This is a genomic window from Vulcanisaeta distributa JCM 11216 (assembly GCF_001315985.1).
GTDB lineage: Archaea > Thermoproteota > Thermoprotei > Thermoproteales > Thermocladiaceae > Vulcanisaeta > Vulcanisaeta distributa_E.
The window spans coordinates 13,045-26,727 of sequence record NZ_BBBI01000009.1 but is presented as its reverse complement, the minus strand read 5'-3'; the positions used below and the strand labels follow the sequence as shown (position 1 = coordinate 26,727).

Here is a 13,683-nt window from a genome sequence, read left to right as displayed (position 1 = left end):
TATTAAACAATGGTCCCTATAAACGACATTACAATACCAAGTATTACATAGAGGGTAAGCCACAGTACGGCATTACCCCTAAAGTACCTACTCATTAATGTACCAAAAACCCCAAGAATGATCACCGGAATCACGGGTATCCAAAACACCCTAACCAGGTACATCGTATAATTCGTAACTGAGGCGCCCAGCAGCGACACGGCGCCAAATACCAAGCCCTTAATTAATGCATCGTATATGGCCCTCCTATGTAGCTAGTCCTCAATAATGAACCCCCCCTCCTCATCAATAGCGTTCTCTCGATATGGCTTAATGAGCTCCTTTCCTCGATATACTCAGCCATGAACGCCGTTACTAGATTTATCGTCGTAACTATAATCACTAATTTAACAGTACTTCGCGTGGTCTCGCCTAACACGAGCGTCGTCAAGACACTATCCAGGAAACCGAGCACCAGGTACCTACCGTCAATACTTACCATACTCACCTCTCCTTAAGTAACTGAGGATTAAGCTCAAGTATGTACTCGCCAACAATCACCTGGTCAATACTCCTAATTGCACCGCCCAAGTCCTCAATAACCCTCTTAACATCGTCATAATTTATGTTGTCACCCTCAATAACGATAACTAGGCCGAGAACCTCGACGTCTGTGTCAGTCACGGTGACATTAACAGCCTTAACACCACTAACCCTGCCCAACCTATCTGCGAGTTCCACGGTAGAGACACTACTTGGTATATCAACATCAAGCACAACTCTACGTAACCCGCCCAATTCAGATCAAAATAAATAGAGCTTATCCCCCCCTACTTAAGTATTTAACCCAGCATTGGAAAATAAGTTTTAAATGAAGCTCAACTAAATAATGCAATATGTCTTGGAAACCAAGTGAGGACGTAGAACGAGATAAGGAACGAGCCGCAGAATATGAAAAACTATACAGTGGATTCATATTCCATGGACCATTAACCGTTGAGTTAAGGACGGGCATCATAATAGCGGCTAGGTTCGCGGATAAGTTAAGGCGTGCGGCATTCGCGGCTTTTTCGAAGATGGTTCCCGAGGACGTTATACTTAGGGACATAGCGGAGTTGAATAAGACCGTGTATGAGAGATGATTAAGAGGAACATCGATAAGCTGGCTCTCGTGAGGATAAGCGTCGTGGTTTCATACGATCAAAAGGCAAATAGGCTTAATTTCTCTAATTTAAAGATTGAAAGATTATACACGGAGGATGAAGTGAGTAAGATTGTTAATGAGAAATGTGGTGAGTTGGAAAGGAAGATTGAGAAGATAAGGAGCATAATAGGCTCAATATGAGCATTAAATAGTTCATCCCCTGATTAAAAACCACGTGCCTCCTTACCAATAAGCATTAGGAGTACGGGAAACTCCTCAATACAGTCAATACCAAGGAACCTGCACAACTCCTCATCATAGAAGGCGCCCACGGCCCTAACACCAAGCCCCCCAACAGTGGCCGCAATATACATATTCTCCATGACCGCGCCAGCGTCAATAAGGACGTATCTCAAAGCCCTCTTCCAATATTTCCAGCGTGTTCGTGAGTAGAATGCCGTGAGTATGACAACCGCCGACGCCCTACTAACGTGGTCCTGTCCAAGGGCTAGGTCAGCCATTAATGAATTAAACCGACCCAACCTAAGGATTTCTAATGCGTGGTTGAATGGGTCATAGTGATAAAGCCCTTCCCTTAGCCCCGTCACATTATGAATCACTGGGTAAGCCTCAATGGGCTGTAAAGCACCCGCGGATGGGTATGCACGAAGTGGGTACTTATCAAGCCCATAAGCCTGGGTCCAGCCTGTAATACCCAGCCCTAAGAACAGTATTGTTGCTAAGTCATCAATGCTTATCGGCTCATCAATGAAATCCTCCGCACTTCTTCTAATGGTAATTGCGTTGCTTACATCCATCGTTATGCCTTGGGACTTGGCAAATTAATCACATGACTACTCCTTACCCTCCTCAATGGAGCATTACGCCAGTCCTCCTAGGCCAATACTCATCCCTATAATGCCTCATTAGGAAGTCGCAGGCAACGCCAACGTCCTTACCTATGAGTTTCCTAAACATAAACAAAGCCTCACTGGGTATTACATCCCTTAACGTCTCATCCTCGCACATAAGGAATTCAACAATAGGTATTCATTATTTTGATTTAAACCCTAGGTGTTACGTTATCACATGACTACTCAATAGGCAGGTTACCCTCCTTAACCTGCCTTATTTCCTTGGTTTCAAATCCCTGTCTCACCGATACTATGAAGAATACTATTGATACAACCAACGCAATTAGGTAGTCCCATGGGTATTGAATGTAACCCATTCCCAGCGAGCCCATGTAGGATAAAGCACCAAACACAATCATATAGCCAATGAACCAGGTACTCGCCTTAACCTCCTTACTAACGTAATCATCCCTCGACCTATAGTATAGATACGTAACACCCCCCAATCAATATTAATGCGAACGCAGACCAATACCCGTAAAACGGCAGTGCGCTGACCACGAATCCGTAATAAATCACCACCATTAATGCAATCCAGAAAATCGCTGAGAAAACCACGGCCTCGCCATAGCCCATACCAATGGCCTTTCTATAACCTAGGATTAGTAATGGTAGGCCAAAGGCCGTTATTACAAATATATAGCCCAGGTAAGGCCAGCCTGTCCAATAAACGAGCATTGAGGACATTATAAAGCTCAGCAGCCCAATCAGTAATGGCATCGGGGGGCCTTATACGGCCTATCAACATTTGGCGCAGTCCTCCTTAATATGACTAATGCTGGGCCACCAGCCAGGTAGTTGATTATTGTTGCCGTTGTCGATATACTGACTATTTGATACCAGGTTGGGAATGGCAGTAGGAATAGTACGGCTATTAAGTAAGTAATTAGGAATGAGAACCACGGGGTCTGGAATCTTTCATGTAAATTACCGAATATGCTTGGGTAATAGCCCTGCCTTGAAAGTCCGTAGAGACTCCTTGCTGTCGTGCCGATGTACACACCCATGGTACCCGCTGGTGAGATCCACGCATCAATCAGTAGTATCGTGGCCCACAGCACTAGGACTATGATGCCGCTCGTGTATAGCTCTGAGTAGAATGGTGAGCCTGCCCAATTGGAGTTTATTAAGTCACTCCAATCACCGGGCTTTATTGGGATTGCGTACTGACCCTTACTATTAGGCAAGTATATCTTGCTCCAGTCGATCCCTCCTATAAACGCGATCTCCAATGCCATGTACAGTATTGCCACGAGTATTATCGATAAAACCAGAGCCATTGGTACGTCACGCCTTGGATTCCTGGCCTCACCAGCATACTCAAGGGCCTGTCTAAATCCCTCATAAGCCCAAATAATGCCGCTGGGGGGGATTAATGCCGTAAAGACAGCCGCCCAACCCAGCGGTGCGAATCCTCCATATGCCGTGAAATTACCTGGGTGTAGATATAGGGTTATTAGGAGTATTACCGTGGCCGTGGGTATTATGAACTTCCAAATGGTTATTGCCGTGTTAACCTTACCGAATACGTTAACGCCAATTACCTGTATCACTGTAAAAACACCTATTAATGCTGCTGCTGTCAAAATGCCCAGCGGCGTCAAGTAGCCGGACTCGGTACTAAAGAGCGGTAAGTACTTATTTGTGTACATTATTATTGCCTCGGCCTCCATGGATATCGTGGTGGCTGAACCAATCAAATACGCCCAACCAAGCAGGTAGTTAGAGATTGAGCCGTGTACGTAGTGGTCAATACGAACAAGCGAACCACTGAATGGGAATATTGAACCTAGCTCAGCATATGATAGGCCTATGAATATGAAGAATACCCCCAGCTAGGAGCCAGGATATTAACGATGCCGGGCCAGCATAGGCAGCACCCGCTAAGGCTGCGAACAACCAGCCACTACCAACCATCCCCCCCGATATTGATAGGAAGAGCAGGTCCCAAAACGTCAGTGCCTTTCTTAGCTTTACACCTGTATTTACTGTAGAACTTTGTTCATTTCCTATATTTCCGGTGAAGGGAGGTCACGAGATCGAAAAATTTAGAAAATTTTTAAGCCTTACTCAGCGAATTATTTACGTTAGAACTTTTCGATGATTGCTCCTGAACCACCTTAATATTTAATGTCTTGTAAAATATCTTTTCATTAAGCCAGTTAATGTTGGATGACACGTAATCAACCTTCTTCCTCATCTCGTAATCCCTGGGCTCTAGACTGAGTAAATCCAGGTAAAGCTCCTCCATCACCCTCTTAGCCTTTAACGCGAAGTCTAGGTTATTCCTAATCATCTCCTCGGTAGCCTTTCTACTGAGCTCGCCTGTGAAGTCGGCAATGCCGTTTACGTAGGGCTCGGCATCGACACCTAACTCGCCTGGGCTTGGTATTCTGTTCTCAGTCATGAAGAACCACATCGTCATGGCCTCAACGTACTCCTGGAGACTAATTACTGCGTTATTATAATACATTGGGTACTTGGTAATTAACTCCCTGAGTTTATTAACGAGACCTTGCATCTCCCTTATGTATTTACGCGCCGTTTCAATATCATCCCTAATCAATGAGTATATTACAGACTTAGAAAGCCTATTCACCTTAACCCCCCCAGTCTCAATAACCTCATCCTTAACCTCCTCAAGCTCCCTCAACCTTGCCCTTAATCCATCGGTGTCAATCATACGGTTATGGCATCAACCCAAGCCTTAAAAATCAATTGCCACTAATAATTCACGTGGTACTTCCCGTATTTGGTGGCGATTTACTAAACGATTTACTAGGCCTTATCCTTAAGTCCTCGGACCTATATCTCAGAACCTCAAAAGCCATTAGCATTAGTAATGGTAAGGTAAGGATCATGGGACATGAAATTGATAATTTCTATGTAGTAGCCATTGGCAAGGGCTCGATTGGAATGGCCAAGGCCATTGAGGATGCCGCTTACGACAAAATAATTGATGGCATTGCCGTGGTGCCCAAGGGAACTCCGGGCAACCTACGAAAAATAAAGATTCTAGAGTCAACGCATCCATTACCAACTGAGGCGAGTGTTAATGCTGGCTCGAAGATACTTGATTTACTAAGTAATGTTAGGAGTGGTGATTATGTACTATTCCTAATAAGCGGTGGTGGTTCAGCTGGTCGAAGTGCCCATAAAGGGTCTGAGCCTTGAAGACATTAAAGAGGTAAATAACCTGCTACTGAGGAGTGGGGGCTACCATTCATGAGATAAACACCGTGAGAAAGCACCTATCAATGACGAAGGGAGGGAGACTGGCCAAGGAGGTGATTAAGAGGGGCGGTAGGGTAATAACGTTAATAGTAAGTGATGTACCTGGCGATGACCCGGCAACGGTTGCCAGCGGGCCAACGGTTCCCGACCCAACCACGTATAAGGATGCCATAACCATACTAAGGAACAGGGGGGGTCTTTGGGATAAGGTACCCAGCACCGTTAGGGAGGTTCTTGAGCAGGGTTTGAAGGGCATGGTTGAGGAGACGCCTAAGGAGTTGGTTAATACGTGGAATTACGTGATTGCGAGTAATATGGACGTGCTCACGGACTTGGCAAATTACGCAAAGTCACTTGGTATGGAATCCTTAATACTAACGTCTAGGATGGATGGGGAGGCCAGGGAGGTTGGTAGGTACTTGGCGAGTATAGCCCTAGAGGCCAGGTTTAGGGGTGTCCCAATCCGGCGTGGCCTAATCCTATCTGGTGGTGAGCCGACGGTTACGGTGGTGGGTAATGGTAGAGGTGGTAGAACGACAGAGATGTGCGTTGGTTTCGCATTATCGGTGAGGGGCATTGATGGAGTCTCCATGATTTCCATGGCAACTGACGGGATCGACGGAAACATGGACGCGGCGGGCTGCGTCGCCGATGGCACCTAATCGATGAAGCCATTAAATTGGGTATTGACCCAGTAAATGAGTTACGTAATAACAATACCGCGGTCATATTTGAAAGGACAAACACCATAATACGTACTGGGTGGACGGGCAGTAACCTAAACATCGTCACGGCAATCCTCGTCTCGGGCTATTAAAGTAGTGGAAATGGTTCAATCTCCTCAAGCTTCTCCGGGTCAACACGTAGCCTACCCATGACCGCCTCCTCAAAGTAATCAGTGGTGACGAGGGCGTTGGCTATACCCTCCTTAAGATTGAATTCCTTAATCACGCCAAAGCCCACCAGGAAGCCCTTACGTAATAAGCCAATGAATATATTGCTAAAGAGCCTAGACGGTACCTTAACCACGCCACCATGCCTAGCGACCTCGGTTACATTATCGATTACGTAATGACCACAATTATTAACCACGCACTCAATCACCGAATTTCCAATGAGCCTATCCAACCCTATATTGACACTAACTAACTCATTACTCAAGTACCTACGTAAGGCCTGATTCCTCAGAAACCTCCTCTCGTCCGGAGCCCTAGGCCTCACGTACTTTGGCCTAGAAACATTAATCACCTTAACGCCTGATCGCAGGTGTAGGTTGATGCCTATGGACACGACGTAATCCACGCCAACTGCATCAACCACGTTTCTAATCAACTCAATACCCCCCCCATCCCCCCCAACCCAACCAGGCATGTCAATTAGCACAAGACCAGGCGTCCTACTAAAGGCCTCCCTAACCATGGCGCTAACACCACTGATAAACCTACCAACGCATTGTGACGGGCTATTACAACCAACGAAGAACCCACCCATCATGTGAAGATCCTCCAATGTTGGTATTGGTAGTCCAACGCATGAAAGCCCAATGACGCCTGGAGGCCCTATTGATGACTGACCGACATCGGCATCCACGACGCATGTACTTAAACCACCAACCACGTGCTTATTCAATAGGTACGTTGTTAACGTGGTCTTGCCGGAATCAATGTCACCCACGATCAAGGCAATACCCTCGAGACTAATTCCATCCCAATCACTCGGTATTGTACTACCATCAACATACCTAACCGAGCCCCCATTAACGGATAACGTGCATGAGCCCCCCCTGGCAAATATGGGCAATGCCCTAAACCTCTCAACATTTAGGGAACCGCTCACGGGGCAACCCAACACCTCACATTGCCCATTGACCACATTTACTGTGGCGGGGGCCCTCCACGATTAAAGTACCATCACTAAAACTCAGTGTTAAGGAGCCCACGGGGAGTAAGCCATAGATGCGTTTAAGTGCTTTATTGCAAGTGAAGAAAGGCAAAAATAACAGTATTCAACATTTACGGCTGTAATGAACGAGTTGGCGATACGGAGGGCGATACCGAGCGATGCAGAGCAGGTAATAGGGTTCACTAGGAATACGTTTCAATGGGGGGGCGATTACGTACCTAAAGCTATTAATGAATGGATTAGTGAGGGCACGGCCTACGTCGCAATTATCAAGGACAGAGTGGTAGGCGTAGTGAACATGGTATTGATCAGGGAAATGAGCACGGCATGGCTCGAGGGAATCAGAATTCACCCCAGCTATAGGCGGATGGGCATTGGTAGGGCATTAACGGAGTACGTACTTGGCGAGGCCGTGAAAAACGGTATCAAGTATGCGATGTTAATGATCGCCGATTGGAATGAACCAAGCCAACGCTTAGCAAAGTCCCTGGGATTCCACGAGGTGCTGACCCTATTCACAGGCGTGGCAAGACCAAGCCAGGTAAGTACAATCCGTGGAGAGGCAATGCGGGAGGTAATCAGGAATGCGTTGGGAAGAACCAATGGTTATTTCTGCACCACGAAGAAGCACTGGATGTGTACGAGGGCAACTGAGGATTTCGTAATGACCATGATAGACGAAGTGTACATCGGCAAGGGCATAGGCCTTGGCGAATTCTCGGTAGGACCACCGACAATACCCACTAAAACCGAGGTATTGGCCACGGAGAATGGTGATTTCGAGAATTACTACGGCAGGTTCATAGTCTACGAGAAGGAACTAGACCAAGCACAGGCAAAAGCTTAAATTTCTTGGTTCTCGGCTTTCCCTTGGGCCGGTAGTCTAGCCTGGAAGGATGCCCGCCTTGCACGCGGGAGATCCCGGGTTCAAATCCCGGCCGGTCCACCACAATCAATACTCACGAGACTATCCTCCTAGCCTCCCTAACCATCTCCTCTATTTTAGCCATGCTTACCTTTACGTACTCAATCGTGTATTTCCTCTCGTGGAATCCCCCCCATACGTGTAGGTCATATGCGGCATTCCAGCCATCAAGTACCCAATAACCGAGTTCCTTCGCCAGTGTCTTACTAGCCATGCCGAGCAAGTACGTGTGCCACCTACCCTCTCATAAACTCTTGGTACTCGGGTATTTTATATTTCTCGACTAATGCCTTGATAACCTCCTCGGCAGCCTTGTAAAGCTTCTCACTGGCCTGAACAGCATCACCCTTATTAATGTACTCCCTGGCCTCGTTCAAGTACTTCTCCGCAATGCTCATTCTCTCCCTCATGCTCTCCTCAGGGTCTTGAATACTTAAGGCGTCAAGTAATAAATCGGCCACGTTTACTCCCTTACTCATTAACTTCCTGATTAATTCATCAATATTACTCATTCATTAAATCATAAAGGCCATAAGTATATAAATCCTCCTCCTGAATGGGCAGTACATCCATCAGTTTCCATCGAATAGCTTTTATGAATTATCGCGACAAAAGCCTCTTCTGGGCCAGTATATCTATTACAATGTTATTCCTGGCATCAGTTACGTGAATTATAACGGTCAGGCATACGCCATACCCACGCCCAGTGTCGAGTTTAATGAGACCTGACTAATGGTGAAATGGTTCAAGGTTATCCACCAACGTACCTTGGTCGATCGCCCTGATTTATTTACGTAAATTAAAATCTCAATTTAACCCTTAATACGCAGTGGTTAATGTTTCCCTGAGTAACGCTTACATAGGCGCTTTAGTAACTCTAGATAATGGTTAGCGGCTTTGTTATGTTTAATGGCTTGGTTTATTCGTCATTTAAGCCCCTGGTTAGGGCTGAGGCTATTGTTGTGGTCAGTGATAGGGTTGCTTATGTCGGTGATGAAGCAAGGGCGTTAAGGATTGCGGATGCCCTAGGGCTCGAGGAGGTGGACTTAAAGGGCCGTGTTGTGATGCCGGGATTCATCGATGCCCATGCGCACTTGGACTCGATAGGCATTAACCTGGCGACGCTGGATTTAAGGGGGGGTGTTAATGGTATTGAGGAGTTGAAAAGTAGGCTCAAGGACTATGTAAAGAATGTAAAGACAAATTGGGTAATTGGCAGGGGGGGTTGGGACCAGGAATTATTTAGGGAGAGGCGTTGGCCGAGTAGGTTCGACATCGATGAAGTGATTAGCGATAGACCAGTCATGCTGGTTAGGGTCTGTGGTCATGCTGCCGTGCTTAACACGAGGCTATGGAGTTAACTGGGCTCTTAAATGCGGTGGACAGGGATGTGATTAGGGATGAGAGGGGTAATGCCACGGGTGTAATTGTTGAGCGGGCTTTGGATAAGGTTGAGGAGTTGGTGAGGGACTCATACACACTTGATGATTACAGGGAGTTCATGATGAACTCCATGAAATACGCAGCATCACTTGGCGTCACGACCGTAGGCTTCGTATCCGTAGACCTAAAGAGCCTACAATCACTGATAATGATTGAGAGGGAGCTCGGTAATTTACCGATTAGGGTCAGGGCTTACCTAAACCCATTTGATCACGGAATTGACGTCATTGAGTTACTGAGGCAGCTCGGCATTAGGGCTGGCTTCGGCTCTCAGTACCTGAGGATTAGTGGCATTAAGGTCATCGCCGACGGCTCGCTTGGCGCCAGGACCGCCTGGTTATCGAGACCGTACAGTGATGACCCAGGTAATTCCGGAAGGCCGAATTACGGCTTTGAGGAGTTAATGAGTATTGCCAGGAGGAGCAGTGAGGCTGGTCTTCAACTCGCCATTCACGGTATTGGGGGGGATAAAATGGTTGAGGTAATACTCGATATTTACGGTAAGCTGGGCAACGCCCAGGTGCTTAGGCATAGGATTGAGCATGCATCCGTATTAAGGGAAGACCTGATCAAGAGGATTAGGGAGCTCGGCATCGCGTTAGCCGTTCAGCCTCACTTCGTAATTACTGATTGGTGGGTTGTGAGTAGGGTTGGCGCTGATAGGGCTAGGTACGTGTACCCATTCAAGACGCTGATCGATAATGGAGTAATGCTCGGCTTCAGCACAGACGCGCCCGTCGAGTCATTAAATTCGTGGGAGACGGTGTATGCGGCGGTCACTAGGGGGGGTTGTTATGAGGGTATAGAGCTGTGTAAGTACACGGGGGGGAATGAGAGGGTAAGCGTGGCAGACGCACTTCATTACTATACATACGGCTCTGCATACCTACTCCGTGAGGAGAATGAGCTTGGAAGGCTCGAGCCAGGTTACCTGGCCGACTTCATAATAATTGATAAAGACCCACTAGGCATAAGCGATAAGGAATTAAGAAACATAAAGATACTAGAAACATACGTGGGAGGGCAAAGAGTGCATCTATAACCTTATTAAAATGCAGCCCTCTCCTGCACAGTTCCCTGTATTAACCTTCCCTCCTTAAACCTGCTCAGCCTGAATATGTCTTTGAATGTCCTCACTTTCCCATACTTTATTAATTCCGTGACCATTAGGCGAAGGCCGGCGCCAACTTAAAGCCATGACCGCTCAAGCCAACAACCACTATTAAGTCCTTAACCGGCTCATCAATTATAGGCATCCAGTCAGGAGTGACGTCGTATAAACCCCCCCTCCAGCCACCCAGGTACTTGGCGTTTATGAACCACGGCATTCTATTGGCTGCATTCTCCATCACGTTAACGGCATAATCAAACTCAGGTTCAGCCAATGGATTGAAGTCGTCTGGGTTGGGCCAGGCATTCTCTGGTGGGTAAAGTAGGCCCATTAAACCATAGCTAGAGCCTTCGGGCCTTATGTAGAAGTTGTTCATGTAATCAAACACGCTGGGTAATGACCTGCCTATTTCAACCCTAATCACCCTTTCAATAATGTTCTTAATCGGCAGGTTTAGTTGCGGTAGTAGTTTTTGAGTCCAAACGTTGGTTGCAATAACGTAGCGGCTAGCCCTCACAGTCTCACTACTATTAATGAGCCTCACGCCAACTACCTCATTACCCTCAAACTTGACCTGGGCCTCATCAATCACAAGCTCAACACCTAATTCCCTAGCCCTATTCATTACGGTGTTTGTGTATAGGCCCGTATCAACATAGCCAGCGTCCTCCTCGTAAACGCCAACCTCACCCCCCCACGTAGTGCTGGCGTTAAGCGCTTCACGTACCTCATCACCACTTAATAATCGAACATTAGCGCCAATACTACGCAGCATATCAAAGGTCCTCCTCATGCCGGCCTCATCATTACTAATAACCAGGAGGCCCGTCTTCGTAAATACATCAACGCCGAATTCCCTCTCAAAGTTCATGAAAAAGCCATGACTGTAATGCGACATTCGAGCCACATCCTCATTAGCGTAATAACTCCTAACGAGGCCTAGGGAGTAGGCCGTCATTCCCTGGGCAACCCCCCCACGCTTATCAATCACCAAAACCCTAAAGCCCTCCTTAGCGAGGTAATACGCCGTTGTCGCTCCCGTGGAACCTGCACCAACCACAGCAACATCGAATGCCTTATTCATGGCTAATCCTCACTTAGCGCTGGGAATCAATTTATAATTAGTACGTGACTGACCAATTGATTAGTATGGTAATTGCATGCACGAGGGATTGCTACGACACATGCATATTCGACGAGAACTACAAACCACTTAACATATTCCCAATTAACGGCTTCACATGCGCTAGGGGGGGTAGGGCCGACCTAATTAGGAATGAGAGGAATAGGGTTACTTCGGCTTACATAGATGGTAAGGAGGTTAGTATTGACGAGGCCATTAAATACGTGGCAAAGCTGTTCAGGGAGGTCATAAAGAGGAATCCGGCAAGGATACTGCGTACTGATTACGATGGAAACCAGGGATTGCTCACGTGGTATTTTCCAGACAGGTTATTTAATGTGGTTGGGGCTTCGCAGACTGATAGGTCGATATGCTCTGCTGAGGGTCATGCAGCCATTAAGGTGCATTACGGCACTAGTATGGGTGCTTTGCCGGAGGATTTCATTAAGTACAGAGCCGCCGTGTTCTGGGCATTCCCGGCTAGTGTGTCGGCGCCGCACATATGGGCCTTATTTATTAAGAAGTTTAAGGTGGCTATTGATGTTAGGCTTAGTGACACGGCTAAGAAGTCGGATAGGGCAGTCATAGTTAAGCCCGGTACTGATGTGTTTCTTGCCATAGGAGTTATTAAGGTGTTGATTGAGGAGGGCCTTGTTGAGGGTAAGGTCAGGCACTTCGAGGAGTTGGCAGACTACGTTGGGAGGTTTCCGCTTGATTACTTGTCAAGGGTTAGTGGCGTGTCTGTTGATGACATTAGGTGGCTTGCCGAGTTTTACCACGATTATAAGCCATTAACACTGATTGGCTTCGCCCTTGGTCGCTCATTAAATGGTGGTGATGCCATAGGCATGATCTCGTTAATCCCAGCCTGGTCGGCCTTGAGAGGGGGGGTTATTACTACTCGAACTCCCTGGGTTGGGGGGGAATAGACTTTGACTACCTTAGGGGGGGTCTTCACATGGCTAGGTCATCCAGGGTTATACCCATGGCTGACTTTGGGGGGGATTATATTGAGCGTGGCGAGGTCGATATTGTGTATGTCTGGAATGAGAACCCCCCCGTGGTTACCCTACCAGGTGGTGACAAGCTGATTGAGGCTGTCCGTGAGGGTAGGGTTACGTTGATTGTCCATGACCCGTATTGGTCTGAAACGGCTAAGCTGGCTGATGTCGTTATCCCAGCGCCGACATTCCTCGAGAAGTATGACGTGATTTATAGTTATTGGCATGATTACCTGGTTTATAATGAACCAATTAGGTCTCCTAAGGGTATAACGGAGGTTGACTTAATACGTAGGTTAGCTAGGGAGCTTGAGATCTCTCATCCACTGCTTCTTGAGGATCCCTGGGAAGCCGTGGATAAGGCCATAAGGCCTACCGGCGCTACTTTAGAGGAGCTTAGGGAGAAGAAAATCGTTAAGGTAAAGCCGAGGTATTTACCCGCAAACGAGCCCGACGCACTCCCATTGCCTAATCCCGTAGAGCCTAGCGAATTAAGTAATAACGAGGTTCGCCTAGTCTTCACCTCGCACCCGCTTTACACTAACACGCAGTTCCGCGAGGTTTATGGTGATTTGGAGCCCGTGGTTTATACCCATGATTATGAGGGCATCGTTATCCTGGAGAATGAGTTTGGCGGTGTCAGGGTTAGGGCCGTTAAGGATAGTAATGTGCCTCCTGGCGTGGCGTTAATCTACAAAAGCAGCCTTATTGACCTTGATGGCAAGCCTATAAACGCAATCACAGGTCGTGTTAAGGGCAAATACGCAGGTACGCCACTGCTTAATGGTGTTAGGGTTAGGGTCGTGGATAAATAACGTATATTTTTATCAACTTATTATTGGTCATTTAAGTTATTTGTACATTATTTATGGTAATCATTAAGTCATTATTACGGTATTTTCCCGTA

General features: G+C 47.0%; 18 protein-coding genes, 1 tRNA gene and 3 pseudogenes. 10 read left to right on the top strand and 12 right to left on the bottom strand.

What is annotated here, in order from left to right:
• Positions 1–2 precede the first annotated feature (2 nt).
• From JCM11216_RS18260 to JCM11216_RS08600, 3 genes are read right to left on the bottom strand one after another with little or no spacing between them, the layout of a single operon-like run.
• Positions 3–200, bottom strand: a complete 198-nt coding sequence (locus tag JCM11216_RS18260; RefSeq protein WP_243675834.1) for a hypothetical protein — start codon at positions 198–200, stop codon at positions 3–5.
• 23 nt (positions 201–223) lie between these two features.
• Positions 224–481 (bottom strand): hypothetical protein, encoded by a 258-nt coding sequence (locus JCM11216_RS18255; RefSeq protein ID WP_243675833.1) that lies wholly within the window; start codon positions 479–481, stop codon positions 224–226.
• A gap of 2 nt (positions 482–483) precedes the next feature.
• On the bottom strand, positions 484–756 hold the full coding sequence (locus tag JCM11216_RS08600) for a DUF211 domain-containing protein (RefSeq protein WP_243666457.1): 273 nt from the start codon (positions 754–756) through the stop codon (positions 484–486).
• A 119-nt stretch (positions 757–875) separates the two neighbouring features.
• Here JCM11216_RS08600 and JCM11216_RS18250 point away from each other — a divergent pair, with 119 nt between their 5' ends.
• Together JCM11216_RS18250 and JCM11216_RS18245 are read left to right on the top strand one after the other, a co-directional pair.
• Positions 876–1,121 (top strand): DUF2258 domain-containing protein, encoded by a 246-nt coding sequence (locus JCM11216_RS18250; RefSeq protein ID WP_243675832.1) that lies wholly within the window; start codon positions 876–878, stop codon positions 1,119–1,121.
• Complete coding sequence (locus tag JCM11216_RS18245) at positions 1,118–1,324, top strand: hypothetical protein (protein ID WP_243675831.1); 207 nt, start codon at positions 1,118–1,120, stop codon at positions 1,322–1,324. Before JCM11216_RS18250 ends, JCM11216_RS18245 begins: the two co-directional genes overlap by 4 nt.
• 23 nt (positions 1,325–1,347) lie before the next feature.
• Here JCM11216_RS18245 and JCM11216_RS08590 read toward each other — a convergent pair whose 3' ends face one another.
• The 6 genes from JCM11216_RS08590 to JCM11216_RS08580 form a co-directional block, all read right to left on the bottom strand.
• Entirely contained in the window at positions 1,348–1,941 is a 594-nt protein-coding gene (locus JCM11216_RS08590; RefSeq protein WP_054853954.1) for a SagB/ThcOx family dehydrogenase, read from the bottom strand.
• 52 nt (positions 1,942–1,993) lie between these two features.
• Positions 1,994–2,152 carry a hypothetical protein gene (locus JCM11216_RS18240; protein ID WP_243675830.1) on the bottom strand — a complete coding sequence of 53 codons (159 nt, stop codon included), beginning with the start codon at positions 2,150–2,152 and terminating at the stop codon, positions 1,994–1,996.
• A 64-nt stretch (positions 2,153–2,216) separates the two neighbouring features.
• Positions 2,217–2,483: a hypothetical protein gene (locus tag JCM11216_RS18235; RefSeq protein ID WP_243675829.1), complete on the bottom strand. Its 267-nt coding sequence runs from the start codon at positions 2,481–2,483 to the stop codon at positions 2,217–2,219.
• Entirely contained in the window at positions 2,455–2,757 is a 303-nt protein-coding gene (locus JCM11216_RS18230; protein ID WP_243675828.1) for a hypothetical protein, read from the bottom strand. Before JCM11216_RS18230 ends, JCM11216_RS18235 begins: the two co-directional genes overlap by 29 nt.
• Positions 2,745–3,821 carry an APC family permease gene (locus JCM11216_RS18225; RefSeq protein ID WP_243675870.1) on the bottom strand — a complete coding sequence of 359 codons (1,077 nt, stop codon included), beginning with the start codon at positions 3,819–3,821 and terminating at the stop codon, positions 2,745–2,747. The genes JCM11216_RS18230 and JCM11216_RS18225 overlap by 13 nt, the downstream gene beginning before the upstream one ends.
• Before the next feature lie 275 nt (positions 3,822–4,096).
• Positions 4,097–4,720, bottom strand: a complete 624-nt coding sequence (locus JCM11216_RS08580; protein WP_054853953.1) for a haloacid dehalogenase — start codon at positions 4,718–4,720, stop codon at positions 4,097–4,099.
• A 176-nt stretch (positions 4,721–4,896) separates the two neighbouring features.
• Here JCM11216_RS08580 and JCM11216_RS18220 point away from each other — a divergent pair.
• From JCM11216_RS18220 to JCM11216_RS18210, 3 genes and pseudogenes are all read left to right on the top strand, one after another.
• Positions 4,897–5,450 (top strand): annotated as a pseudogene (locus JCM11216_RS18220) (glycerate-2-kinase family protein); the annotation flags it as partial.
• A gap of 207 nt (positions 5,451–5,657) precedes the next feature.
• A complete protein-coding gene (locus JCM11216_RS18215; RefSeq protein WP_243675869.1) occupies positions 5,658–5,933 on the top strand; it encodes an MOFRL family protein in 276 nt (91 codons plus the stop codon).
• 17 nt (positions 5,934–5,950) lie between these two features.
• Positions 5,951–6,088: a hypothetical protein gene (locus JCM11216_RS18210; RefSeq protein WP_243675827.1), complete on the top strand. Its 138-nt coding sequence runs from the start codon at positions 5,951–5,953 to the stop codon at positions 6,086–6,088.
• On the opposite strand, the gene JCM11216_RS08570 is transcribed toward JCM11216_RS18210, so the two are convergent.
• Complete coding sequence (locus JCM11216_RS08570; protein ID WP_243675826.1) at positions 6,085–7,107, bottom strand: Clp1/GlmU family protein; 1,023 nt, start codon at positions 7,105–7,107, stop codon at positions 6,085–6,087. The two genes, JCM11216_RS18210 and JCM11216_RS08570, sit on opposite strands and share 4 nt — an antisense overlap.
• 187 nt (positions 7,108–7,294) lie before the next feature.
• Here JCM11216_RS08570 and JCM11216_RS08565 point away from each other — a divergent pair, with 187 nt between their 5' ends.
• On the top strand, positions 7,295–8,020 hold the full coding sequence (locus JCM11216_RS08565; protein ID WP_054853952.1) for a GNAT family N-acetyltransferase: 726 nt from the start codon (positions 7,295–7,297) through the stop codon (positions 8,018–8,020).
• Between the two features lie 25 nt (positions 8,021–8,045).
• Positions 8,046–8,122: transfer RNA gene (locus JCM11216_RS08560), tRNA-Ala, on the top strand.
• A gap of 10 nt (positions 8,123–8,132) precedes the next feature.
• Here the strand turns inward: JCM11216_RS08560 and JCM11216_RS08555 are convergent.
• Positions 8,133–8,610 (bottom strand): annotated as a pseudogene (locus JCM11216_RS08555) (PaREP1 family protein).
• 552 nt (positions 8,611–9,162) lie between these two features.
• Here JCM11216_RS08555 and JCM11216_RS08550 point away from each other — a divergent pair.
• Positions 9,163–10,583: pseudogene (locus JCM11216_RS08550) on the top strand (amidohydrolase).
• A gap of 124 nt (positions 10,584–10,707) precedes the next feature.
• Here the strand turns inward: JCM11216_RS08550 and JCM11216_RS08545 are convergent.
• Complete coding sequence (locus tag JCM11216_RS08545) at positions 10,708–11,736, bottom strand: FAD-dependent oxidoreductase (RefSeq protein WP_054853951.1); 1,029 nt, start codon at positions 11,734–11,736, stop codon at positions 10,708–10,710.
• Positions 11,737–11,780: 44 nt separating this feature from the next.
• Here JCM11216_RS08545 and JCM11216_RS18205 point away from each other — a divergent pair, with 44 nt between their 5' ends.
• Positions 11,781–12,704, top strand: a complete 924-nt coding sequence (locus JCM11216_RS18205) for a hypothetical protein (RefSeq protein WP_243675825.1) — start codon at positions 11,781–11,783, stop codon at positions 12,702–12,704.
• Positions 12,705–12,733: 29 nt separating this feature from the next.
• Positions 12,734–13,591: a molybdopterin-dependent oxidoreductase gene (locus tag JCM11216_RS18200; protein WP_243675824.1), complete on the top strand. Its 858-nt coding sequence runs from the start codon at positions 12,734–12,736 to the stop codon at positions 13,589–13,591.
• The last annotated feature ends 92 nt before the right edge of the window (positions 13,592–13,683 follow it).

Bases quoted from the DNA above. Each gene is read 5' to 3' on its own strand.
- JCM11216_RS08590 (WP_054853954.1), bottom strand. From the start codon at position 1,941: ATGGATGTAAGCAACGCAATTACCATTAGAAGAAGTGCGGAGGATTTC.
- JCM11216_RS18245 (WP_243675831.1), top strand. From the start codon at position 1,118: ATGATTAAGAGGAACATCGATAAGCTGGCTCTCGTGAGGATAAGCGTC.
- JCM11216_RS18215 (WP_243675869.1), top strand. From the start codon at position 5,658: ATGGATGGGGAGGCCAGGGAGGTTGGTAGGTACTTGGCGAGTATAGCC.
- JCM11216_RS08565 (WP_054853952.1), top strand. From the start codon at position 7,295: ATGAACGAGTTGGCGATACGGAGGGCGATACCGAGCGATGCAGAGCAG.
- JCM11216_RS08580 (WP_054853953.1), bottom strand. From the start codon at position 4,720: ATGATTGACACCGATGGATTAAGGGCAAGGTTGAGGGAGCTTGAGGAG.
- JCM11216_RS18200 (WP_243675824.1), top strand. From the start codon at position 12,734: ATGGCTAGGTCATCCAGGGTTATACCCATGGCTGACTTTGGGGGGGAT.
- JCM11216_RS18250 (WP_243675832.1), top strand. From the start codon at position 876: ATGTCTTGGAAACCAAGTGAGGACGTAGAACGAGATAAGGAACGAGCC.
- JCM11216_RS18230 (WP_243675828.1), bottom strand. From the start codon at position 2,757: ATGCCATTACTGATTGGGCTGCTGAGCTTTATAATGTCCTCAATGCTC.
- JCM11216_RS08545 (WP_054853951.1), bottom strand. From the start codon at position 11,736: ATGAATAAGGCATTCGATGTTGCTGTGGTTGGTGCAGGTTCCACGGGA.
- JCM11216_RS18240 (WP_243675830.1), bottom strand. From the start codon at position 2,152: ATGTGCGAGGATGAGACGTTAAGGGATGTAATACCCAGTGAGGCTTTG.
- JCM11216_RS18255 (WP_243675833.1), bottom strand. From the start codon at position 481: ATGGTAAGTATTGACGGTAGGTACCTGGTGCTCGGTTTCCTGGATAGT.